This is a genomic window from Streptomyces sp. NPDC086080 (assembly GCF_044540255.1).
In the GTDB taxonomy this organism is placed as follows: Bacteria; Actinomycetota; Actinomycetes; order Streptomycetales; family Streptomycetaceae; genus Streptomyces.
This window is the reverse complement of sequence record NZ_JBITRU010000010.1, coordinates 1-24000: the sequence shown is the minus strand read 5'-3', so window position 1 is coordinate 24000 and position 24000 is coordinate 1. Positions and strand designations below refer to the sequence as shown.

15 protein-coding genes and 1 tRNA gene are annotated in these 24000 nt (G+C 72.0%); 13 read left to right on the top strand and 3 right to left on the bottom strand.

The features are described from left to right. Positions 1-182 precede the first annotated feature (182 nt). From ACIF9R_RS14720 to ACIF9R_RS14680, 9 genes are all read left to right on the top strand, one after another. The gene (locus ACIF9R_RS14720) at positions 183-3899 is read left to right on the top strand and encodes a ThuA domain-containing protein (RefSeq protein ID WP_399979153.1); all 3717 of its coding nucleotides are present in this window, start codon (positions 183-185) and stop codon (positions 3897-3899) included. Positions 3900-4030: 131 nt separating this feature from the next. Continuing rightward, on the top strand, positions 4031-5215 hold the full coding sequence (locus tag ACIF9R_RS14715) for an inositol-3-phosphate synthase (protein WP_399979150.1): 1185 nt from the start codon (positions 4031-4033) through the stop codon (positions 5213-5215). Between the two features lie 170 nt (positions 5216-5385). Further along, positions 5386-6351: an SCO3242 family prenyltransferase gene (locus ACIF9R_RS14710; protein ID WP_399979559.1), complete on the top strand. Its 966-nt coding sequence runs from the start codon at positions 5386-5388 to the stop codon at positions 6349-6351. Positions 6352-6692: 341 nt separating this feature from the next. Then, a complete protein-coding gene (locus tag ACIF9R_RS14705) occupies positions 6693-7676 on the top strand; it encodes a sugar phosphate isomerase/epimerase family protein (protein ID WP_399979557.1) in 984 nt (327 codons plus the stop codon). Further along, on the top strand, positions 7673-8431 hold the full coding sequence (locus tag ACIF9R_RS14700; protein ID WP_399979147.1) for an EboA domain-containing protein: 759 nt from the start codon (positions 7673-7675) through the stop codon (positions 8429-8431). The genes ACIF9R_RS14705 and ACIF9R_RS14700 overlap by 4 nt, the downstream gene beginning before the upstream one ends. Beyond that, complete coding sequence (locus ACIF9R_RS14695; RefSeq protein ID WP_399979145.1) at positions 8431-9321, top strand: TatD family hydrolase; 891 nt, start codon at positions 8431-8433, stop codon at positions 9319-9321. The genes ACIF9R_RS14700 and ACIF9R_RS14695 overlap by 1 nt, the downstream gene beginning before the upstream one ends. 3 nt (positions 9322-9324) lie before the next feature. Then, positions 9325-10494: a metabolite traffic protein EboE gene (eboE, locus tag ACIF9R_RS14690; protein ID WP_399979143.1), complete on the top strand. Its 1170-nt coding sequence runs from the start codon at positions 9325-9327 to the stop codon at positions 10492-10494. Continuing rightward, positions 10491-11870, top strand: coding sequence for a nucleotide pyrophosphatase/phosphodiesterase family protein (locus ACIF9R_RS14685; protein ID WP_399979140.1), 1380 nt, complete (start codon positions 10491-10493; stop codon positions 11868-11870). The genes eboE and ACIF9R_RS14685 overlap by 4 nt, the downstream gene beginning before the upstream one ends. A gap of 116 nt (positions 11871-11986) precedes the next feature. Next, positions 11987-13204 (top strand): sugar phosphate isomerase/epimerase family protein, encoded by a 1218-nt coding sequence (locus ACIF9R_RS14680; protein WP_399979137.1) that lies wholly within the window; start codon positions 11987-11989, stop codon positions 13202-13204. A gap of 136 nt (positions 13205-13340) precedes the next feature. On the opposite strand, the gene ACIF9R_RS14675 is transcribed toward ACIF9R_RS14680, so the two are convergent. After that, positions 13341-14606 carry an MFS transporter gene (locus tag ACIF9R_RS14675; RefSeq protein WP_399979135.1) on the bottom strand — a complete coding sequence of 422 codons (1266 nt, stop codon included), beginning with the start codon at positions 14604-14606 and terminating at the stop codon, positions 13341-13343. A gap of 142 nt (positions 14607-14748) precedes the next feature. Continuing rightward, complete coding sequence (locus ACIF9R_RS14670; RefSeq protein ID WP_399979133.1) at positions 14749-15426, bottom strand: ArsR/SmtB family transcription factor; 678 nt, start codon at positions 15424-15426, stop codon at positions 14749-14751. A gap of 290 nt (positions 15427-15716) precedes the next feature. On the opposite strand from ACIF9R_RS14670, the gene ACIF9R_RS14665 reads away from it, so the two are divergent. Further along, positions 15717-15801 (top strand) — tRNA-Leu (locus tag ACIF9R_RS14665). A 519-nt stretch (positions 15802-16320) separates the two neighbouring features. On the opposite strand, the gene ACIF9R_RS14660 is transcribed toward ACIF9R_RS14665, so the two are convergent. After that, positions 16321-16845, bottom strand: coding sequence for a hypothetical protein (locus ACIF9R_RS14660; RefSeq protein WP_399979131.1), 525 nt, complete (start codon positions 16843-16845; stop codon positions 16321-16323). Between the two features lie 426 nt (positions 16846-17271). Here ACIF9R_RS14660 and ACIF9R_RS14655 point away from each other — a divergent pair, with 426 nt between their 5' ends. The 3 genes from ACIF9R_RS14655 (at position 17272) to ACIF9R_RS14645 (ending at position 23761) form a co-directional block, all read left to right on the top strand. After that, entirely contained in the window at positions 17272-20655 is a 3384-nt protein-coding gene (locus tag ACIF9R_RS14655; RefSeq protein WP_399979128.1) for a hypothetical protein, read from the top strand. A gap of 74 nt (positions 20656-20729) precedes the next feature. Beyond that, positions 20730-22682, top strand: coding sequence for a DNA/RNA non-specific endonuclease (locus tag ACIF9R_RS14650; RefSeq protein WP_399979126.1), 1953 nt, complete (start codon positions 20730-20732; stop codon positions 22680-22682). Between the two features lie 35 nt (positions 22683-22717). After that, positions 22718-23761 carry a hypothetical protein gene (locus tag ACIF9R_RS14645; RefSeq protein ID WP_399979123.1) on the top strand — a complete coding sequence of 348 codons (1044 nt, stop codon included), beginning with the start codon at positions 22718-22720 and terminating at the stop codon, positions 23759-23761. The last annotated feature ends 239 nt before the right edge of the window (positions 23762-24000 follow it).

Sequence of the window (24000 nt, the reverse complement as noted above, 5' to 3'; positions counted from 1 at the left end):
CCGGGGGTGTTCGCCCCGGAAGAAGGCGGTTACCGTCCCTGAGGTGTTCAGGACACCCTGAGGTGTTCAGGACACACACGCCTCCGGGGTGATGGCGCACCCCGGCACCCGCACGCGACCGCACACGCCAGACGACTTCGCACCTGTTCCGTACGGCCCCACCCCGTTCCCGGAGGGACTTCGTGCACAGAAGCAGACTCACATCCACCGACGCCCCACGGCGTCGTCCCCGACTGCGCACCGGGCTCGCCCTGTTCACCGGCCTGCTGCTGGCCGTGGGTGCGCCGGCGACCGTCGCCGGCGCCCACCCCGGCCACCCGGAGCACGACGAACCGGTGGCCGCGGAGGGCCAGTTCCAGCAGGTGCCGCTGGCCAAGGGCGAGCCCGAGACGGGCGAGCCGATGTCGCTCACCGTGCTCCCGGACCGCAGCGTCCTGCACACCTCACGCGACGGCACCCTGCGCCTCACCGACCAGGGCGGCGTCACCAAGGTCGCCGGCAAGATCCCCGTCTACAGCCATGACGAGGAGGGCCTGCAGGGCGTCGCCGCCGACCCGGACTTCGAGACCAACCGGGCGATCTACCTCTACTACGCCCCGCCGCTGGACACCCCCGCGGGCGACGCCCCGGAGAACGGCACCGCAGCGGACTTCGCGAAGTTCGACGGCGTCAACCGCCTCTCCCGGTTCGTCCTCAACGCCAACGGCACGCTGGACATGGCCAGCGAGAAGAAGGTCCTGGACGTCGCGGCCTCCCGCGGCATCTGCTGCCACGTCGGCGGCGACATCGACTTCGACGCCGAGGGCAACCTCTACCTGTCCACCGGCGACGACACCAACCCCTTCGCCTCCGACGGGTACACGCCGATCGACGAACGCCCGGACCGCAACCCGGCCTTCGACGCCCGCCGCAGCTCCGGCAACACCAACGACCTGCGCGGAAAGATCCTCCGCATCAAGGTCGCCGAGGACGGCTCGTACACCGTTCCGGACGGCAACCTCTTCGCGCCCGGGACCGAGAAGACCCGTCCCGAGATCTACGCGATGGGCTTCCGCAACCCGTTCCGGATGAGCGTCGACGACAAGACCGGCATCGTCTACGTCGGCGAGTACGGCCCCGACGCCGGTGCCGACGACCCCGGCCGGGGACCCGCGGGACAGGTCGAGTTCGCCAGGATCACCGAGCCCGCCAACTTCGGCTGGCCGTTCTGCACCGGCGACAACGACGCCTACAACGACTACGACTTCGCCACCGGCGCCTCCGGAGAGAAGTTCGACTGCGCGGCTCCCAGGAACACCTCCCCGCACAACACCGGTCTCACCGACCTGCCGCCGGCCCAGGCCGCCTGGATCCCGTACGACGGCGGCAGCGTGCCCGAGTTCGGCAGCGGCTCCGAGTCCCCGATGGCGGGCCCGGTGTACCGCTACGACCCCGAGCTCGAGTCCTCGGTGAAGTTCCCCGAGGCCTACGACGGCGACTTCTTCGCAGGTGAGTTCGGCCGCCGCTGGATCAAGCGGATCGAGCAGAACGAGGACGGCACCGTCGCCAAGATCAACGACTTTCCGTGGACCGGCACGCAGATCATGGACATGGAGTTCGGCCCCGACGGCGCGCTCTACGTCCTCGACTACGGCGTCTCCTGGTTCCAGGGCGACGAGAACTCCGCGCTGTACCGGATAGAGAACGCCGAGGACGGCTTCTCCCCGATCGCCGAGGTGAGCGCGGACAAGACGTCCGGCGCGGCCGGACTCAAGGTCCGGTTCACCGCCTCCGCCAAGGACGCCGACTCCCCGGACCTCACCTACAGCTGGGACTTCGGCGACGGCACCACGGGCGAGGGACTGACCCCCACCCACAAGTACAAGAAGGTCGGCACCTACACCGCGACCTTCACCGCGACCGACCCCGAGGGCAACACCGGCAACGCCAGCACCCGGATCGTGGTCGGCAACACCGAGCCCACGGTGAGGATCGAGGTTCCCGGCAACGGCAGTCTGGCCGCCTTCGGCGAGCCCGTCCCGTTCAAGGTGACCGTCACCGACCCGGAGGAGCGGATCGACTGCTCCAAGGTCAAGGTCGCCTACAGCCTCGGCCACGACTCCCACGCCCACGAGCTCACCAGCGAAATGGGCTGTGAGGGCACCCTCAAGCCGCCCGCCGGGGACGGCGGTCACGACCCCAACGCCAACATCTACGGTGTCGTCGGCGCCAGTTACACCGACGGCGGAGCGAACGGCCAGGAGGCCCTGACCGGCACCGCCCGCGCCGTGCTCCAGCCGGTGCACCGCCAGGCCGAGCACTTCACCGCCCAGTCGGGGGTGAACACCTTCGACAAGGAGGGTGCCAACGGCGGCAGGACCGTCGGTGACATCCACGACGGCGACTGGATCTCCTTCAGCCCCTACCGGTTCGACGGGCAGCGGAAGATGACCGTACGGGCCTCCTCCGGCGGCTCCGGCGGCTTCATCGAGCTGCGCACCGGCTCACCCGACGGCAGGCTGCACGGCTCGGCGTACATCCCGCCGACCGGCAGCTGGGAGACGTTCCAGAACGTCGACGTGCCGCTGCGGTCGCTTCCGAAGAAGACCTCGGAGATCTACCTCGTCTTCCGGGGCGGCGACGGCGCGCTGTACGACGTGGACGACTTCGAGTTCTCCAAGGAGCCCTTCAAGAAGGGCAAGAAGGTCCTGGTCTTCTCCAAGACCGCCGGCTTCCGCCACGACTCCATCGGGGACGGCGTCGCCGCCCTGAAGGAGCTCGGCGCCCCGGCCGGCATCTCGGTCACGGCCACCGAGGAGGCCCGGCAGTTCAGCACGGCCAACCTCGCCAAGTACGACGCGGTCGCCTTCCTCTCCACCACCGGTGACGTCCTTGACGCCGAGCAGCAGAAGGCGTTCGAGAACTACGTCAGGAACGGCGGTGGCTACATGGGCATTCACGCCGCCGCCGACACCGAGTACGACTGGGAGTTCTACGGCGGTCTCGTCGGCGCCTACTTCGACTCGCACCCGGCCATCCAGAAGGCCACCGTGCGCGTCGAGGACCACGACCACCCGTCCACCGCGCACCTGGACGAGGCGTGGGAGCGCACCGACGAGTGGTACAACTACCGCACCAACCCGCGTGAGCGGGCCAAGGTCCTCGCCACCCTCGACGAGACGACCTACTCCGGTGGCACCATGAAGGGCGACCACCCGATCGCCTGGTGCCAGAACTACGGCGGCGGCCGCTCCTTCTACACCGGCGGCGGCCACACCAAGGAGTCCTACGCCGACGAGGCGTTCCGCGCCCATCTGCTCGGCGGCCTGCAGTACGCCACCGGCCAGGTGAAGGCGGACTGCAAGCCGGACAAGGGCTACCGGAAGATCTTCAACGGCACGACCCTGGACGGCTGGAAGCAGGCAGGACCCGGCACGTTCGACGTCAAGGACGGCACCCTGGTGTCCGAGGGCGGCATGGGTCTGCTCTGGTACCAGGCCAAGGAGCTGACGTCGTACTCCCTCAAGCTCGACTGGAAGATGCGGGGCGACGACAACTCCGGTGTCTTCGTGGGCTTCCCGGCCTCCGACGACCCCTGGTCCGCCGTGGACAAGGGCTACGAGATCCAGATCGACGCCACGGACGCGCCCGACCGCACGACGGGTGCGATCTACTCCTTCAAGTCGGCGAACATCAAGGCCCGCGACCAGGTCCTGCGTCCGCCCGGCCAGTGGAACTCCTACGAGATCAAGGTCCGGGGCGAACGCCTCCAGGTGTTCCTCAACGGAGTCAAGATCAATGACTTCACCAACAAGGACCCCGAGCGGAGCCTGACCGACGGCTACATCGGTCTGCAGAACCACGGCTCGGCCGACCAGGTCTCCTTCCGCAACATCCAGCTGAAGGAGCTGCCCTCCTAGGGCGACCGGAACGGCGGCGGGCGGAGGACGCCGGACCTCCGCCCGCCGTCCCGCCGGGCCCGCACGCCCGGCACCCCGCGTGTCCCCCTCCGGCGCTCGCACCCGGTTCGCGTAAGACAAGGAGGCTGCCCATGTCCGCCGAACCGTCGACCCTCCCCACCCCCACCCCCGCCCCGGCCCCCCGCTTCGGGGTGTGGTTCGTCGGAGCACGCGGATCCGTGGCCACCACCGCGATCACGGGCTGCGCCGCCGTCTCCGCCGGGCTGCATCCGCCGACCGGCATGATCACTGAGACCCCGGACTTCGCCGCGTGCGGACTGCCGTCGTTGTCCTCCCTCGTCTTCGGCGGTCACGACACCGTCGACTGCCCGCTGCCCAAGCGGGCCGAACACCTCGCCGCCGGCGGCGTCCTGCCGCACGGTCTGCCGTCCGCCGTGCACGCCGAACTCACCGCGGCGGACGCCGAGATCAGGCCCGGCGGCCCCCTGCCCGGCGACCCGGACGGGGGCCCGGCCCGCACCGACGACGACTGGATCGACGTGTTCGCGGCCGACATCCGCGACTTCGTCGACCGCCAGGGGCTCGCGGGCGCCGTCGTGGTGAACGTGGCCTCCACCGAGCCCGCCCCCGCCGACGGCTCCCTCCCGCCCAGCTCCCTCTACGCGGCCGCCGCCCTGCGCGCCGGCTGCCCCTACGTCAACTTCACCCCCTCCACGGGCCTGCACCACCCGCGGCTGGCCGCGCTCGCCGAGTCCTCCGGCCTGCCGTACGCCGGCCGTGACGGCAAGACCGGGCAGACCCTGCTGCGCTCCGTACTGGGCCCGATGTTCCGCCAGCGGGCCCTCGCCGTGCGCGCCTGGTCCGGCACCAACCTGCTGGGCGGCGGCGACGGCGCCGCCCTCGCCGACCCGGCGGCGGCCGCAGCGAAGAACGCCGGCAAGGAACGCGTCCTCGCCGACACCCTCGGCGCCGCGCCCGAGGGCGAGGTCCACATCGACGACGTACCGGCCCTCGGCGACTGGAAGACGGCCTGGGACCACATCGCCTTCGACGGCTTCCTCGGCTCCCGCATGATCCTGCAGACCATCTGGCAGGGCTGCGACTCCGCCCTCGCCGCCCCCCTCGTCCTCGACCTCGCCCGCCTGACCGTCCGCGCCCGGCAGAAGGGCCTCTCCGGCCCGCTGAGCGAACTGGGCTTCTACTTCAAGGACCCGGTGGGCGACGGCCCGTCGTCACTGGCCGACCAGTACACCGCACTACGCCACTTCGCCGAACGCCTCCGCGACGACCCGAACGCCCACGGGACACGGCGATGACCCGCCAACCCGGCCCGCTCAAGGGCACACCCACTCCGACCGGCTCCCCGCAGGACACGCCTGCCCGGGCCGAACTGCCGCGCTCGGCCCCGCTCCGCAGCGTCCCCGGCGGTGCCCCGGCCGGTTCGGGGGCGGACGGGGCGGTCCGTGAGAGCGCTGCCGCCCGGCGCATGCCCGGCCCCCGCCCCCGCTCCGGCCGCGCGGGCGCCTGGGCCGAACTGCTGCGGCTGCCCGCCCTCTTCACCGTCCCCGGTGATGCCCTGGCCGGCGCGGCGGCGGCCGGGGCGCGCCCCGGGCCGCGCACCCTGCTGGCCATCGGCTCCTCCCTGTGCCTGTACGAGGCCGGCATGGCCCTCAACGACTGGGCGGACCGTGCCGAGGACGCCGTGGAGCGGCCGCACCGCCCGCTTCCGTCCGGCCGTATCCGTCCGGCCGCCGCCCTCACCGCGGCCGGTGCCCTGACCGGCGCCGGACTGGCGCTCGCCGCCCGTGCGGGGCGCCCCGCCCTCGCGGTGGCCACGCCGCTCGCCGCGACCGTCTGGGCCTACGACCTGAAGCTCAAGCACACGCCCGCCGGTCCGGTGGCCATGGCCGCCGCCCGCGGTCTCGACCTGCTCCTCGGCGCGGCCGCCACCGGCGGCGCCAGCCGGGCCGCACTGCCCTCCGCCGCACTGCTCGGCAGCCACACGCTCGCGGTCACGGCCGTCTCCCGCCGCGAGACCACCGGAGGCTCCGTCCTGGCCCCCCTGGCGGCCCTCGCGACGACGGGAGCCCTGACCCGGCTCGTGGGCCGCCGCACCCGACTCCTGGCAGGCCGGCGGGCAGCAGCCGCCCCCGGCCTGCCGGGATCCAGCCCGCACCAGGACCCGTCCAGGACCACCGGCGCCCTCCTCACCGCCCTGGGCGCCGCCTACGCCGCCACGGCCGCCTGCCCCTACGCCCACGCCGCGCTCAACCCCTCGCCCCCGCTCACCCAACGCGCCGTCGGCGGTGGCATCCGCGCCACGATCCCGCTCCAGGCCGCACTGGCCGCCCGTTCCGGCGCGACCACCACCTCTCTCCTGGTCGCGGCCCTCGCCCCGGCCGGCCGGATGTTCGCGAGGAGGGCCGGTATGAGGAAGGTGAGCATCACGTGAGCCCTAACCGGGACCAGGACATCACCGGGGACGACCGTGCCCCGGCCCCGGGCGCGAGCGGGGGCGCGGGTGGTCACCCGAGTCCGGCTGCGGGTGGTTGGGACGGTCTTCCGGCCTGGGGTGTGAGCGGGGGCGCGGTCCCGGTCCCGGGCGTGAGCCGGAACGTGGGCACGCCGCTCGCCCGGGGCGCGAGCGGGGGCGCGGGTGGTCACCCGGCTCCGGCCGCGGGTGGGCGGGACGGCGTTCCGGCCTGGGGTGTGAGCCGGGGCGCGGTCCCGGTCCCCGGCACGAGCCGGGACGTCGGCGCGACCCTCGCCCTGGGCGCGGGCCCGGACGGGGGCGTGGGGCCGGCCGGGCAGGAGGGTCGGGACGGGACGGGGCCCGCCCCAACCCCCCTCCGCTTCGGCTACGGCACCAACGGCCTCGCCGACCTCCGTCTCGACGACGCCCTCGCCCTGCTCGCCGATCTCGGCTACGACGGCGTCGGCCTGACCCTCGACCACATGCACCTCGACCCCCTCGCCCCGGACCTCGCCGCCCGCACCCGCCGGGTCGCACACCGGCTTGACGAGCTGGGCCTCGGCGTCACGGTGGAGACGGGCGCCCGCTATGTGCTCGACCCCCGCCGCAAGCACGGCCCCTCGCTGCTGGACCCCGACCCGGACGACCGCGCCCGCCGCGTCGACCTCCTCCTCCGCGCGGTCCGTGTCGCCGCCGACCTCGGCGCGCACGCCGTGCACTGCTTCAGCGGGACCGTCCCCGACGGCACCGACGAGGACACCGCCTGGAAACGCCTCGCCGACACCCTCACCCCCGTCCTCGACGCCGCCACCACCGCCGGCGTCCCCCTCGCCGTCGAACCCGAACCCAACCATCTCCTCGCTACCCTCGCCGACTTCCACCACCTGCGCCGCACGCTCGGCGACCCCGAGCCCCTCGGCCTCACCCTGGACCTCGGGCACTGCCAGTGCCTCGAACCCCTCCCTCCCGAGGACTGCGTGCGTGAGGCCGCCCCCTGGCTGCGCCACGTCCAGATCGAGGACATGCGCCGAGGCATCCACGAACACCTCCCCTTCGGTGACGGCGAGATCGACTTCCCGCCCCTCCTCGCGGCCCTCGCCGCCACCGGATACCAGGGCCTGACCGTCGTCGAACTGCCCCGGCACTCCCACGCGGGCCCACACTTCGCCGCACACTCCCTCCCGTTCCTCCGCCGGGCAGCCGCCTCCGCGGCCGCCTCAGCCGCCGCGGCCACCACCCCCACCGTCCCCGTCCCACCGCACGGCGATCCCTCCGCCATCCCCGAAGGGAGCACCACCCCATGACCCGCCCCCATGCCACCCCGGCCACCCCGGAGGCAGACACCCCCGCAAGACCGGCGACCGCCGGTGACGGCACCACCCCCGCCCTCACCCCGCCCGCCGAGCTGCACAGCCGTCTCACCGAACGGCTGGACGGAGCCGCCCGCGCCTGGCTCGACCAAGCCCTGGACGAGGCCTCCGCACACCCGGGCACCCACGGGCCCATCTCCGTGTGGGAACTGCGCCTGGCCGAAGCCGGCCGCCGCTGCGGGCCCGCCCACGCCGACGCCGCCCGCGTCCTCATCCTGCACGCGGCCCGCGCCGACGCGGACGCGCTGACCCGGGTCTACCACCAGGGCACCGCCGACGAACGCCGCGCCGTCCTGCACGCCCTGCCCCACCTCCTCCCCGGCGACGACGCGCTCCCGCTCGTCGAGGACGCGCTGCGCACCAACGACACCCGGCTCGTCGCCGCCGCCCTCGGCGCCTACGGCGCCCGCCACCTGGACGCCCACGCCTGGCGGCACGCCGTACTGAAGTGCCTCTTCACCGGTGTCGCCCTCGACCAGGTGGCGGACCTGGCCCGGCGCGCCGCCGGCGACGCCGAACTCGCCCGCATGCTCGGCGACTACGCCGCGGAGCGCACCGCAGCCGGCCGCTCCGTCCCGGAGGACCTGCACCGCGTCCTGGCCCTGACCGGGTCCGCCACCGCCTCCCCGGCGCAGGGCACGGGCGATCCTCAGCACCCGGGCGGCCACCCCCACGGCAAGGAGTCCTGATGCGCATCTTCGACCCCCACATCCACATGACGTCCCGCACCACCGACGACTACGAGGCCATGTACGCCGCGGGCGTGCGCGCCGTCGTCGAACCCGCCTTCTGGCTCGGCCAGCCCCGCACCTCCCCGGCCTCCTTTCTCGACTACTTCGACTCCCTCCTCGGCTGGGAACCGTTCCGCGCCGCCCAGTACGGCATCGCCCACCACTGCACCCTCGCCCTCAACCCCAAGGAGGCGGGCGACCCGCGCTGCACCCCCGTCCTCGACGAACTGCCCCGGTATCTCGTCAAGGACAACGTGGTGGCCGTCGGCGAGATCGGCTACGACTCCATGACCCCCGCCGAGGACGCCGCTTTCGCCGCCCAGCTGCAGCTCGCCGCCGACCACGGGCTGCCCGCGCTGGTGCACACCCCGCACCGCGACAAGCTCGCCGGCCTGCGCCGCACCCTCGACGTCGTGCGCGAGTCCGCGCTGCCCATGGACCGCGTCCTGGTCGACCACCTCAACGAGACCACGGTCAAGGAGGCCAAGGACAGCGGCTGCTGGCTCGGCTTCTCCGTCTACCCGGACACCAAGATGGACGAGGAGCGGATGGTCGCGATCCTGCGCGCCTACGGCCCCGAACAGGTCCTGGTGAACTCCGCCGCCGACTGGGGGAGGAGCGACCCGCTCAAGACCCGCAAGGTCGCCGACCTGATGCTCACGGAGGGCTTCACCGAGGACGACGTCGACCGGGTGCTGTGGCGCAACCCCGTCGCCTTCTACGGGCTCAGCGGCCGCCTGAACCTCGATGTCACCGCGACGGACGCCACCCACGAGGGCAACTCCGTCCTGCGCGGCGCCCCCAGAGACGAACCCCGGCCGGCCGGTGCCTCCGCCACGGAGGAGTGAGGCATGCGCTTCCGCCATCCCGACGGCTCCGTCGTCCACCTCGCCTACTGCACCAACGTCCACCCCGCCGAGACCCTCGACGGCGTGCTCGCCCAGCTCCGCGACCACTGCGAGCCCGTCCGCCGTCGCCTCGGCCGGGACCGGCTCGGCATCGGCCTGTGGCTCGCCAAGGACGCCGCGCACGCCCTCGTCACCGACCCCGCCGCCCTGCGCGGACTGCGCTGCGAACTCGAACGGCGCGGCCTCGAGGTCGTCACCCTCAACGGCTTCCCCTACGAGGGCTTCGGCGCCGAGGAGGTCAAGTACCGCGTCTACAAGCCGGACTGGGCCGACCCCGAACGCCTGGAGCACACCGCCGCCCTGGCCCGGGTGCTCGCCGGACTGCTCCCCGACGACGTCACCGACGGCAGCATCTCCACCCTGCCCCTCGCCTGGCGCACCACCTACGACGAACAGCGCGCGGAGACCGCCCGCACCGCCCTGCGCACCCTCGCCGACCGCCTCGACGCACTCCACGAACTGACCGGACGTTCCATCCGGGTCGCCCTGGAACCGGAACCCGGCTGCGTCGTCGAAACCACCCGGGACGCCATCGCCCCGCTCACCGCCATCGGCCACGACCGCGTCGGCATCTGCGTCGACACCTGCCACCTCGCCACCTCCTTCGAAGACCCGCACACCGCCCTGGACGACCTCACCCGGGCCGGCGTCCCCGTGGTCAAGTCCCAGCTCTCCGCCGCACTGCACGCCGAACAGCCCCACCTCCCCGAGGTCCGCGACGCCCTGGCCGCCTTCGCCGAACCCCGCTTCCTGCACCAGACCCGCACCTCCACCGCCGCCGGCCTGCGCGGCACCGACGACCTCGACGAGGCCCTGGCCGGCGACACCCTGCCCGACGCGGGCCCCTGGCGCGCCCACTTCCACGTCCCCCTGCACGCGGCCCCCACCGCACCCCTCACCTCCACCCTCCCCGTCCTGACATCCGTCCTGACCCGTCTCGTCGGCGGCCCGCGCCCGCTCACCCACCACCTCGAGGTGGAGACCTACACCTGGCAGGCCCTCCCGCCCGACCTGCGCCCCCGCGGCCGCGCCCAGCTCGCCGACGGAATCGCCGCCGAACTCACCCTGGCCCGCGACCTCCTGACGGACCTCGGCCTGAAGGAACTCCCATGAGCGACCCCACGCCCCTGCTCGTCCTCGACGTCGTGGGCCTCACCCCCCGTCTCCTCGACCACATGCCCCATCTCAAGTCGCTCGGCCAGTCCGGCTCCCGGGCCCCGCTCGGCACCGTCCTGCCCGCCGTCACCTGCGCCGCCCAGTCCACCTTCCTCACCGGCACCACCCCCTCCGAGCACGGCATCGTCGGCAACGGCTGGTACTTCCGCGAGCTCGGCGACGTCCTCCTGTGGCGGCAGCACAACGGCCTCGTCGCCGGCGACAAGCTCTGGGACGCCGCCCGCCGCGCCCACCCCGGCTACACCGTCGCCAACATCTGCTGGTGGTACGCCATGGGCGCCGACACCGACATCACCGTCACCCCCCGCCCGGTCTACTACGCCGACGGCCGCAAGGAACCCGACTGCTACACCCGGCCGCCCGCCCTGCACGACGAACTCACCGAGAAGTTCGGCACCTTCCCCCTCTTCCACTTCTGGGGCCCCGGCGCCGACCTGGTCTCCAGCCAGTGGATCATCGACGCCACCCGCCACATCACGCGCACCCGCCACCCCGACCTGACGCTCTGCTACCTCCCTCATCTCGACTACGACCTGCAGCGCTTCGGACCCGACGACCCGCGCTCCCTGAAGGCGGCCGCCGACCTCGACACCGCCATGGCCCCGCTCCTCGACGACGCCCGCGCCGAGGGCCGAACCGTCGTCGCCCTGTCCGAGTACGGCATCACCCGGGTGACCCGGCCCGTGGACATCAACCGCGCCCTTCGCCGCGCCGGCCTGCTCGACGTGCACACCCAGGACGGCATGGAGTACCTGGACCCGATGGCCTCCCGCGCCTTCGCGGTCGCCGACCACCAGCTCGCCCACGTCTACGTGCGCCGCCCCGAGGACCTCGACGCCACCCGCGCCGCCCTCGACGGGCTGCCCGGCATCGAGCGACTCCTCGACGACGAGGGCAAGAAGGCCCACCACCTCGACCACCCGCGCGCCGGCGAACTCGTCGCCGTCGCCGAACCCGACGCCTGGTTCACCTACTACTACTGGCTCGACGACGCCCGCGCGCCCGACTTCGCGCAGCTGGTCGAGATCCACCGCAAACCCGGCTACGACCCGGTCGAACTCTTCATGGACCCCCTCGACCCCTATGTCAAGGTCAAGGCGGCCACCGCACTGGCGCGCAAGAAGCTCGGCATGCGCTACCGCATGGCGGTCGTGCCTCTGGACCCCTCACCTGTTCGGGGCAGCCACGGCCGCCTCCCCGCGAGCGACGACGACGGTCCGCTCCTCATCTGCTCCACCCCTCGCGCTCTCGGCGACCGCGTCGCGGCCACCGATGTGAAACAACTCCTGCTCCGGCTCGCCGGACTCGGCTGACACCGCACCACGCACGGCCACCGCTGTCCGACTACCGAGAGTGAAACACACGACACTGACAACGGCCGGTCCCGGCGGCTCCGGGACCGCCCACGACCGCAGAAGGCAGGCCCCTCGTGACCCAGTTCTCCGATCCTTCACGTACCGACGCCGCAGGGACCACGGACGAGAGACTGCGCCGCAGCCTCGGCGTCGGCCGGCGCCGCTTCCTCAGCACCTGCACCGCCGTGGCGGCCGGAGCCATCGCGGCCCCCGTCCTCGGCGCGTCCCCCGCCCTGGCCCACAACCGCGACAGAGACCACGGCCACGGCCACGGCCACGGCCACGGCCACGGCCACGGCCACGGCCATGGACACGTACTCGTCCCGCCGCACAAGCGCGGCATCATCCTCTACACCGTCCGTGACGCCACCGCCCGCGACCCCCTCGCGAGCGACCTGCCCTCCGGCTTCCGCGAGGTGTTCAGGCAGCTGGCCCGCCACGGCTACCGCCAGGTGGAGTTCGCCGGCTACCGCCAGCACGCCAACGCCCCCGGGGGCGACAACCTGGAAACCGTCGAGGGCGCGAAGCTGCTGCGCCGCTGGCTCGACGACTACGGGCTGCGCGCCCAGGGCAACCACGGCTTCATCCCGCCCTCCTGGCCGCTGACCACGGCGGACACGGACACCTTCAAGAAGCACCTGGAGATCGCCAACATCCTCGGCATGGACCACATGGGAACCGGCGGCGACCCCACCGGCAGCTCCTACCGCGCCGACTGGGACGTGGCCGCCGACAAGTGGAACGCCCTCGGTGCGATCGCCCGCCGTGAGGGCATCAAGCTCTACACCCACAACCACGACAGCGCCTACGGCTTCCTGCTCGACAGCGGTCCGCTGGACGACCAGGGCCGGCCCACCCGCAGCTCGGGCATCCGGAAGCTGGAGTACTTCCTGAAGATCACCGACCCGAGGCTCGTCTGGCTGGAGATGGACATCTTCTGGGCGCACGTGGCCCAGTACAAGTTCCACACGTACACCGCCCGTGACGGCTCCACGCGCAGGAACGTCTTCGACCCCGCCGGCCTGGTCGCCCGCCACAACAAGCGCTACCCGCTGTTCCACGCCAAGGACGGCGTCGTCGACACGACCAACGGCATGGGCTGGGACATGGTGCCCTTCGGCACCGGCGACATCGACTACACGACGTTCTTCTCCCGGGTCGGGGAGCGGAACTACCACAACCCGATGGTCGAGGACGACAACTCCCCGAGCGCCACCGACCCCGCGCAGTCGCTGCGCGAGGCCAAGATCAGCTACGACAACATGGCGGCCCTGCGCAAGCGGCGCCGCTAGGGGACACGCCCGGGCCGTGTCCGCCCGTACGGCGGCGGCCCTCCCGTGCGTGCCGCGGGAAGGGCCGCCGCCGCACCGACGCACCGCGGGGGTGCGTGCGGCCGGGAGCGCCGGCGGCTGCCCGGGGCCACGGTGCTCACCGACGGTAGGCGCTCGCGGCGACGGCGGGCAGCAGGGCGAGGGAGAGGATGCCGCCGGTCAGGGCGAGGGCGGGGTAGCCGGCGGCGGAGACCATGAGGCCGGAGGCCATGCCGCCGGTGGCACCGGCGACGGCGATGGAGACATCGACCAGGCCCTGGGTCCTGGCACGCGTGGCCAGGGGGACGGTCTCGGTGATGATCGCGGTGCCGGCCACCAGGCCGAAGTTCCAGCCCAGTCCCAGCAGGGCGAGCGCGAGCGCGAGGAGGGCGACGGACTCGCCGGGCGCGGCGGCGGCGAGAACGCCGGAGGCCAGGAGGGTGAGGCCGGCGGAGGCGGCGACCTTCATGGGGCCGTAGCGGTCGACGAGCCACCCGGTCAGCGGGGAGGGCAGGTACATGGCGCCGATGTGGATGGCGATGACCAGTCCGGAGGCGGCGGTGCCGTGGCCGTGGTCGTCCATGTGGACCGGTGTCATCGTCATGACCGCCACCATGACGAGCTGGGTGAGGATCATGACCAGCGCGCCGAGAACCACGTCTCCGCGGCGGGTTCGCGTGCCCCCGGCATCGGTGCCGGACCGGCCGGCGGCGGCCTCGGCGTCCCGTGCCGCGGCGAGGGTGCGGGCGAGCAGCAGCGGGTCGGGTCGTAGCCAGACGGTGAGGACGAGCGCGGCCAGGGCGTAGGCGGTGCCGGAGAGGATGAAGGGTCCGGCGAGGCCGGGGACGCCGAGGTGTTCGGCGAGGGTGCCGGTGGGGGCGGCGAGGTTGGGTCCTGCGATGCCGCCGAGGGTGGTGGCGACCAGGACCGTGGAGACCGCGCGGGCCCGGTGGCCGGGGGCGGCGAGGTCGGCTCCGGCGTAGCGGGCCTGAAGGTTGGTGGCGGTGCCCGCGCCGTAGACGAACAGGGCGACGAACAGCAGGACCGGGTTGTCCAGGACCGCGGCGATGATCACGCCGGCCGAGCCGATGGCTCCGGTGAGGTACCCGGCGGCGAGTCCGGGACGTCGGCCGCGGGCCTGGGAGATCCGGCCGACCGCGATCGCGGCGAGTGCGGACCCGGCGGTGAACAGGGCGCTGGGCAGTCCGGCGAGGCTGGTGGAGCCGAGCATGTCCTGCGCGAGCAGGGCGCCGACGGTGACGCCGGCGGCGAGACCGGCGCCGCTGAGGATCTGGGAGGTGACCAGAACGCGCAGGGTTCTGGGCTGGACCTGGGCGGGGTCGGACGGGGAGGCCGTCGTACCGGTGCGCGCGGTGCTGGTCATATCTCTCTTCCGGAGCTGCGGTGAGCGGTCGCGCTACCGGCGGACGGCGCGTCGACGGACCCGGTGGTCGTGTCCAGGGGGTCCCGGTGGGCGGGTTCGCCGGCGAGCTCCGGGTGCGGCGTGAGGCCGCGGCCCGCGCCGGTCACGTCAGGTCCGAGGCATCGACGGGCAGTTCCGACAGGCGCCACTCCAGCATGCCGTCGTCGAGGCGGATCGCGCGGCGTCCGAGGCCGGTCAGCAGCCGCACCGCGTCATGGGCCAGCACGCAGTACTCGCCGCGACAGTAGACGGCGATCTCCACGTCCTCGGGCAGCTCGTCGATCCGGTCGGCCAGTTCCTCGACCGGGATGGAGACGGCGCCGGGAATGTGTCCGGCCCGGTACTCCTCGACCGGTCGTACGTCCAGCGCGACGACGTCCCCGGCGGCGATCCGGGCCCGCAGCTCCGCACGGCTGAGCTCGACGGCGGTGTCCTCGCCCAGGTAGGCGTCGCGGGCGGCGGGCACGGCGGCCTGGTGGGCCTCGGCGACCTTGCGCAGCAGCGCGAACAGCTGGGCCACGTCGTCACCGGCCAGCCGATAGTGGATCCGCACGCCCTCCCGGCGGGTGGCGACGAACCCGGCCTGCTTGAGGGTCTGCAGATGCGCGGACGCGGTGGTCAGGTTCAGCCCGGCCGCCCTCGCCAGCGCGTCGACGGTGCGCTCGCCCTGGGCCAGCAGATCCAGCAGCTCCAGACGCTTTCCGCTGGCCAGCGCCTTGCCGCTGACCGCGAAGGCGTCGTACAAGCGCGCCTTCGACGTGCTCTTGGTGTTCTCGGACATGGGCATCCTCCAGGAATCCATGGATTATTGTAAGGGAGCCCTGGCAGGTGTGGCCGCGCGTCCCGACCCTCGCCGCCGGCCGTGACCCGCGAACGCGGCGGTCGTCGCCCCACCCACCGCAGCCTCCGGCCTGCTCGCCGCCCACTGGATCACCGAAGGCCCGGTATCCGGGGAGCACGTTCCGGACCGCCACCCGGGAGCGGAAAACGCAGGTGAAAGGCACTGCCAAACCTTGGTATGGTGGTCCATGTCGCCGCGGGGGAGCACCCTGGCGCGGCGGCGGACACCTTGTCCGGGTGGCGGAATGGCAGACGCGCTAGCTTGAGGTGCTAGTGCCCTTTATCGGGCGTGGGGGTTCAAGTCCCCCCTCGGACACTCAGCGGACGGTACGTTCACGAGGGCCTCGACCTGATGGTCGCGGCCCTCTTGGCGTTCTCGTAGCCGATGGTCATCCCAGGTGTTCGCAGAGTGACATCTTGGCGTCGTGTCCTTCGCTCCTCCGGTGGAGGAGCGAAGGGTGCCGTGCCGCGTGTTGCGCAGGGCGCTTGTCGTGCCTGCGCGACGAATCGCGTGCCGACGCCGGGCAGACCACCGCGCCGGGCTTGTAGGCGGTCACCGGGGGACGGTGCCGCCGACGACGGTGTTGGACACGGGCAGGGCGTGCAGGGCGCCGAGGCCGGGGCGATACCGTCACCGTCTTCACGTGGCCTCACCGGGTGACCCGGTCGCAGGCATTGACTCGCCGGCCGTCGCCGTCCTTGAGCGCCGCGTGGATTTGGACCGGGGCGTGCTCCCGGCCGTCGACGGGATCGCCGGCTCTCCCGAGCGTCCGTCGCACCGGTCGGGAACGGCGTGCGGTGCCGGGAAGGGCGGCGGCGAGAGTCCCGGACGCGGCTACTTGGCCGTCCGGATTTCCACGAGCATGTGGTCGCGGCCCTCCGGGTCCGCGGACTCGCCCACCGGGGTCCAGGTGTTCTTGTCGATCTCGAAGGTCTTCTCCTCGGTGCCGACGGTCATGTCGACGGTGGTGGAGTAGTCGTTGCCCTTGATGGAGTAGACGGCGGGGATCTCCAGGGTCAGCCAGCCCTCGTCGCCGACGGTGTCGAAGCAGATCTTGTCGCCCTTGTCCCGGGCCAGGAGTTCGAGCTGTCCGGTGCCGGCCGCGCAGTCGGCCAGTGTGATGTGGCCGTCGCCGCGCTTGAGGACAAGGTTCTTCTCGGCCAGGATCTTGTCGGCACCCGGATAGTTGTAGTCCTCGACGGCGTAGCCGGGGGCCTCGCCCGCGACAAGCCCGGGGGACGCCTCCTGGGCGGGCGATTCAGGGAGGCCGGTGGTCACCGCGAGGATCGCGAGGGCGCCCGTCGCCGCAGTACCGAGAATCCTTGCCGCAAGCCGGTTTCTCCGCCGCCGCAGGGTCATTGTGCCGTTTCTCCTCATTGCTTTCCTCAGGTCGAAACAAATCGCAGGCATACGAAGCAGGCCCCGCGTTCGCAGTTCATGTCGTTGACTTGAAATAGCTCATCTGCCGCCGACAGCAATAGGTATGACGATGCGTCATCTCTATGGATGCTGCCAAGTCAACACGAAGCAAGGGCCGGGTCCAGCACCCTGGTTGTGAAGATTCTGTGAGTGCACACGCTGCCGTCGGCAGGAATTGTCCGGATACTGATGCATAAATGTTTGCATTGCAGTCGAGTTGAATGGGCGAATAAATAACTCGGTTGCTACTTAGGCAAGTTGATAGGGTCATCGCAATCCAGTGACTATCCCGCCGCAGTCTGTGACGAGTCCTGCCCGCAGGATTGTGACGGGCCTCATCCCAGCAGCTCTCGCGAGGAATTCCCCATGCAGACGATGTTCTGGAGCAGACGCCGCGTGCTCGGTGCGCTCGCCGCCACGACCGCCGTCGCGGCCACCCCCTCGGTCCTGCGGCCGGCCGCCGCCGCTGCCGTCGAAGGCACCACCCCCGAGCCGGTGCCGCTGCCGGACACCGACCGTGCCAGGGTCGTCCGGGCCTGGCTGGTCGGTGGCAGGGGAGTCAAGGCCGCAGCCACCACGGCCCTCTACGGTTCGGACGCCGACATCCAGACCTTCCTCGCCGAGACACTGCCGCAGCAGACCGTGCAGGACAACCGGGTCGCGATCGTCAGCAGCCTGGACCGCGCGGGCAAGGGCCTGCGCCGGGAGGCCGTCGCCGCCCTGGAGACCGGCGACGAGGCGATCGCCGAGTTCCTGGCCAACGGCTTCAAACCGGCCATTCTGGAGGACTTCCAGGTCGCCACCAGCATCGTCTCGTCCACCGGCGACAGGGCCGTGAGACGGGAGGCCGACGCCGCCCTCGACGTCGGCACCGAGAGGGCGCTCGCCACCTTCCTCACCGACAAGCAGTACGACGCGCGGCTGGAGGACACCCGGGTCCAGGTCAGCACCATGCTGATGACCGGTGGCCCGGAGGTGCAGAAGTACGCGGACCGCGCGCTCAGCGGCACCGCCGCCGACGTCGAGTGGTTCATCGAGACCGGCCAGCACATCGCACGCGCCCGCGACCAGGAGTCCGCGACCATCGAGGAACTGGTGGCCGTCGTCGAGCGCGAGGGCAAGCGCGCCGCGCGCGAGACCAACCTGGCCATCGAGGCCGGGGCCCGCGCCGAGACCGCTGCCGCCAAGGCCAAGGAAGCCGCGGAGAAGGCCGCCGCCGAGGCCGCCGCCGCCCAGAGCGACGTCAAGAAGGCGGGGGCCGCGGCCCGCAAGGCGGCGAGCGCGGCGAAGGGCGCGGCGGACGCCGCCCGCAACGCCATCAACGCCTCCAACGCGGCGGTGCAGGCGTCCCGCCGCGCCTCGTGGGCGGCCGCCGGCGCCGCCCAGGCCGCCTCGAAGGCGGGCAACGCAGCAGCCCAGGCCTACAACGCCGCGATAGCCGCCTCCAAGGACGCGCAGAAGACGGAGGCGGCCAGGAACGCGGCGGTCGCCGCCAGGAACGCCGCCGCCAAGGCCCGCAGCGCCGCCGCCGCTGCCGACAAGGCCGCCATCGCCGGTGAGGCCGCCAGCTCAGCGGGCGCTTCCGCTGCCTCCGCCGCCCGCAACTCGGCCGCCGCCGCCTCCGCCGCCGCCCAGGCCGCCGTGTCGGCCGGCGTCGCCAAGGCGGAGGCCGACGAGGCCAAGCGCCAGGCCGCCATCGCCAACAGCGCCGCCAACCGCGCCACCAACGCTGCCTCCGCCGCCCAGGCCCTGGCGACCGCCGCCGCCAAGGCGGCCCGCACCGCCCGCGACGCCGCCAACTCCGCCGCCTCTCACGCCGACAAGGCCGCTGCCGCCGCCGAGGAGGCCGTCCTCAACGCGGGCAAGGCCATCGACTACGCCAACAAGTCGACCGCCCACGCCGACGCGGCCGTGAAGGCCGCCAATATCGCCACCCAGGCCGTCGCCGACGCCATCGAGGTGGAGAAGAACGCCCGCGCCGCCGAGGCGCAGACCCTGGAGCAGGACAAGCAGCAGGCCATCGAGGAGGCCCAGCAGCTCGCCGGCATCGAGGCGAATGAGCTGTCCGACGTCCGCGACAAGCGGCTCATGGCCGAGCGCACCGCCCAGGACACCCTGGACACGATCGCGAACGCCGAACAAGCGCTGTACTCCGGCGACATGGCGTTGGCCGCGACCCTGGGCCGCAAGGCCGCGGTCGCCCTGATCGACTCCCGTGGGGCCCACACCCGGCAGGCCGCCCAGCACGCCCTGGCCGGTTCCGACGACGACGTCTACGCCTGGATCGACCTCGACCGTGCCCTCGCCCAGGAACAGGACGACCGCGAGACCACCCTCCACGTGGCGGCGATCGCCGGTCCGAAGGTCGCCGCGGCCGCCGCTGTCGCGCTGGAGAGCTCCGACTCCAAGGCCGTCGGCGACTTCCTCACCATCGGCATGAAGCGCGCCTCGGACGAGGATCTGCGCGTCGCCATCAACAAGATCATCGCCGAGGGTGCGGGCAGGGCCGTCATCAAGGCCGCCAACAAGGCGCTCGACGACAACACCACCGAGTCGCTCAACCACTTCTTCGACGTGGACTACCCGCGGGCGCAGAAGGAGGACGACCAGGTCCGGGCCAGCGAGCTCATCGCCACCGCGGGCCCCTACACGAAGGCGTACGCGGAGGTCGCGCTCGAAGGACCGGCGTGGATGCTGCGCAACTTCATCACCGTCATCCAGTACCGCACGGCCCAGCTCGACCACGACACCGCCACCCACGTGGCCGCGATCCGCGGGGCCATCGCCGCCGCCGCGAAGATCGCGGAGACGGCACAGGAGAAGGCGGCCCTCGCCTCGAAGGCCGCCGCCGACGCCCGGAAGGCCGCCGCCGAGGCCCAGGAGTGGGCACAGAAGGCACTCGACTCCGCGGCCAAGGCCGAGAACTACGCCCAGCAGGCCCGGGACCACGCCGCGGCCGCCGACAAGTCGGCCGCCGCCGCCCAGGCCTCCGCCAACACCGCCAAGAACGCCGCCACCAAGGCCCGCAGCGCCGCCCGGTCGGCCAACTATTCGGCCAACAAGGCCGTGGATTCGGCCCGTTCCGCCCTCGCCTCCTCCGCCGCGGCCCAGCGCTCCGCCGCCGCGGCCCGAGCCGCCGAGCTCGCGGCCTCCGCCGACGCGAAGGCCGCCGCCACCGCGTACGCCCAGGCCAAGCAGATCGCCGCCGACAAGAAGCGGGCCGAGGAGATCGCCAAGGCCAAGGAGCTCGCCCGCAAGGCCGAGGAGCAGCGCGCGGCCAAGCAGGACCCGGCCGACAACGACAAGAACAACCAGGTCAACCCCAACGGCACCGCGGACGGCGACTCCGACGAGTGGTGGAACGACGCCCAGTTCTACGCGGACGCCGCCAACGTGGTCAGCACCGGCGCCGGTTTCCTGGCCGCCGGCTGCGGCCTGGCCGCCATTGTCTTCCCGCCCGCCCTCGCCGCGGCCGGCTTCTTCGCCGGCGTCTCCGCGGGCGCCGGCGCCCTCGGCACCCTCTTCACCGGCATCGAACACGGCTTCACCAGCGGCGCCTTCTGGGAGTCCGCCGTCGGCACCGGCCTGAGCCTGGTCACGTTCGGCGCCTACAAGTGGGTGGGCGCGGCCGACAAGGCGCTCGGTGGCGGCCTCGTCAAGCCCGTCGTGGGCAAGATCACGGAGGTTGGCGAGGATCTGGTCTCGCCGATCTCCAAGGGCCTCAGCAAGCTCTATGACTTGGCGGCCTGATCCCCGTCTTCTCCCGGGGGCGCCGCAATGACGCGGCGCCCCCTTCCACCCCCCTCACGGAGAGTTTCTGCCCCATGCGTGGAATACGCGGCGGGCGCGTCCCTCGAAGACGCGCCCGCTCGACGGTCCTGACCGTCCTCACCGCCTTGACCCTCGTCCTCACGCCGGCCGCGACAAGCCAGGCGGCCGACCCGCCCGCGACGGCGAAGGCCGCGCCCACCACTACGTCCCCAGCGCCCGGCGCGATGATCACCAGAACCAGCACGTTCGCGGCCGGCTCCGATGAGGAGTGCACCGCCACCGCACCGGGATCCAGGGAACGCCGCGCGGGTGCCGTCGAGTCCTGCGTGACGATCACCCCCGCCCCCGCCTCCGCCGCCGCCAAGGCCAGGACCCGAACCGCTCTCGCCTCCACCACCGCGGCCGCCGATGCCGGAAGCTGCGACGTCACCAACCCCGGCAACTACAGTTACGAACGCTTCTCGTACTGCGTGACCGGCATCAACGTCACCTACATCCTCCGCGACAGCAACGGCGCGGAACTCGGCCGCGGCAACCTCAGCGTCTCCACCAGCGCCACCCTGTCCGCCCAGGCCACCACCTGGACCGAGCAGGTCACCGTCACGATGACCGGTGGCAGCCCCACGGTGCCGGCCCTCAACGCCAAGTTCCGCGCCTCCTGCACGACCGGCTGCACGGCCACCAGGACATCCCCCTGGTACGGCGGCGACCTGACCGTGGGCCAGTCCCTCACCGGCCCCGTCACGTACCGCTCGTCCCCGGCGGCGGGTGCTGCCCTGTCGTTCACCACCGGATACAGGATGTACGTGACGTCCCCGGGCGCAACCGCCGTGGACCCGAACGCCTCGTGGGACAACCCGCGCACCATCCGCTGCGACGACGCGGTCGGGGGCGCCTCGGTGGCGGGCTGTGCGGTTCCGTCGATCATGCCCGAACTGTCGATGAAGACGACGGGTTCGGACGCGGGTGCCGCCGTCGCTGCCTACGCGTGGGCCCAGAAGAACCTCAACGGCGCCTGGGGGAAGAAGGGCAGCCCGCTGACCCGGTCGACGAGCGGCGTGGCCAACCGCACCGCCGCCACCTGTGGGGGCTTCACGGCCGCGCCGGAACTCGTCGACACGGATACCTGCGCCGACTTCCCCTTCGGGGAGGCGAAGGAAGGGGGTGCCTCCGGCGCCCAGTGCGCCGAGGTGATCCCCAACCTCGGCAACGGCGAATGGGACACCTACTTCTTCGGCAACAGCCTGGATCTGGACCCGACCAGTCCCTGTGTGCGCGCCCATGTCCCCGCCGCCGACAAGCAGTTCGCCGACACGCAGCTCTCTGACGGCTTCGCGGACCAGCGGGTGATCGACGCCGACCAGTTCGAGTTGACGATCTCGACACCGGACACCGGCCCGCACGCGAGCTGCCTGAACGACAGCCCGCCTGCCGGCGCGCTTCCCAACGGCGACGGCTGGTTCAAGAACACCAGCGAGTATGTTCCGCTCTTCAACCAGACCGATTCGGCGGGCGGGTCGGGAGTGCGGCCGACCCGGGCGCAGGCCTGCCTGGGGAAGAAGACCAAGGAGGGGTCCGGGACCAGCGGTCCCATCGCCGGCTGGAAGGACGCGGAGGCGTACAGGGATGCGCACCTGCCCGGTACCCAACTGGCCCGCTGCCATCTCATCGGGAACATCCTCGGCGGAAAGGGGACGAGCAAGGCCACTCGGCTCAACCTCGTACCCTGCTGGCAGGTAGGGATGAACACCGGCACGCCCAGCATGCGGACCTACGAGAAGATCGCGCAAGACCTGATCCAGGGCACCACGACCGGTCTCGGCGCGAGCGACGCGATCTTCTACGAGGTGACACCCGTCTACAAGGACGCGAACAGCACCATCCCGGTGGCCGTGACGATGAACGCCCACATCCAGCGGGCGAACGGAACGACCCAGGAACTGTTCCCCAACGTGTACGTTCCCAACACGTTCCAGAACACCCTGCAGGACAACCTCGGTAACTGATTACCACCAGTCAGTTTGCGCCAACGGGAGCCGACATGAGTTGCACCACCCCACCGCGGCCGGTCGACGTGACGGCCCTCTTCCCTCAACTGGCCCCGTTGGCGCGCACGGCGACCCGGCTGCACCCGCGGCCCGGATCGCCGACCGTGCACGACAGCTCCGTCGGCGGGCCGCCGCTGTGGCCCGCCGACGAGCCGTGGCCGCACTGCGACGAGCCGCACAACAGACATGCGACGCGAGAGGTCCACTCCCCGGACGACATCCGGCTCTTCCGCCGCAACCGCCTCGTGGCGGCCGAGCGGCAGCGCCGCGATCCTCAGGCACCCGAGTACACCCCCGAGGAACTGGAGACCGCGGAGCGGCTCCTCGCGGGCAGCCCGTGGTTCGACGGCCCTATCGCCATGCTTCCCGTCGCCCAGCTGTACGCCCGCGACGTCCCGTTTCCGAGCCCGCCAGGAGCCGACCTCCTCCAGGTTCTGTGGTGCCCCTTCGACCACCCGGGGCGTCCCCATCCCCGCACCGCGGTCTTCTGGCGCTCCTCCAGCACCGTCACCGACGTCCTCGACGCCCCGCCCGAGCCGCCCATCGTCCAGTCCAGCTACTACCTCCCGTGGCCGTGCCTGCTCTCACCCGAGCAGGTCACCGAGTACCCCAACCCTTTGGAACTGAGCGAGGAACTGCAGGATCAACTGGCTGATGAGAGCTGCTGGGAGACGGTCGACCCGGCGCGGTACAACAGTTACGCGGACGACCCGGAGGAGCTGTACCTGACCAACCTCTCCACCGCACCCGGATGGAAGACCGGCGGCTGGACCAGATGGGGCGTCACCGACCCCGTGCCCCGCCCCTGCCCCGAGTGCGGCACCGAGACGGTTCCGCTCCTCACCATCGGGTCCTCGGAATGGAACTCCCACAGTGAGAGCTGGATGCCCGAAGGGGAACGCGACCACCCGACCCTGCTGCCCCTGTGTACCCCGCGCTGGAACTTCACCATGATCGACATCGCCGGCGGCTGCACCCTCCAGCTCCACGTCTGCCCGGCCTCCCCGGACCATCCCCACATCGAACTGGTCCAGTGAGCCTCTTGAGCTTCCCCCCTCAGGGGTAGGCCTCCCTCGGCGGTTGACGCCATGCGGTCGGGACTGCGCCGGGACCGTGGTGGACGCGCAGGAACCCCACTAGGCCGTGTTTTGGAACGTGCGGGCGGCCAGCCATTTGGTGAAGTCGCCCGCGATCCGGCCGGTGTCGATCTCGTTGGTCACGTGATGTTCGCGGCGCGTGGTGTCGCGACGGACGATCTCGTAGCCGCCCTCGTCCA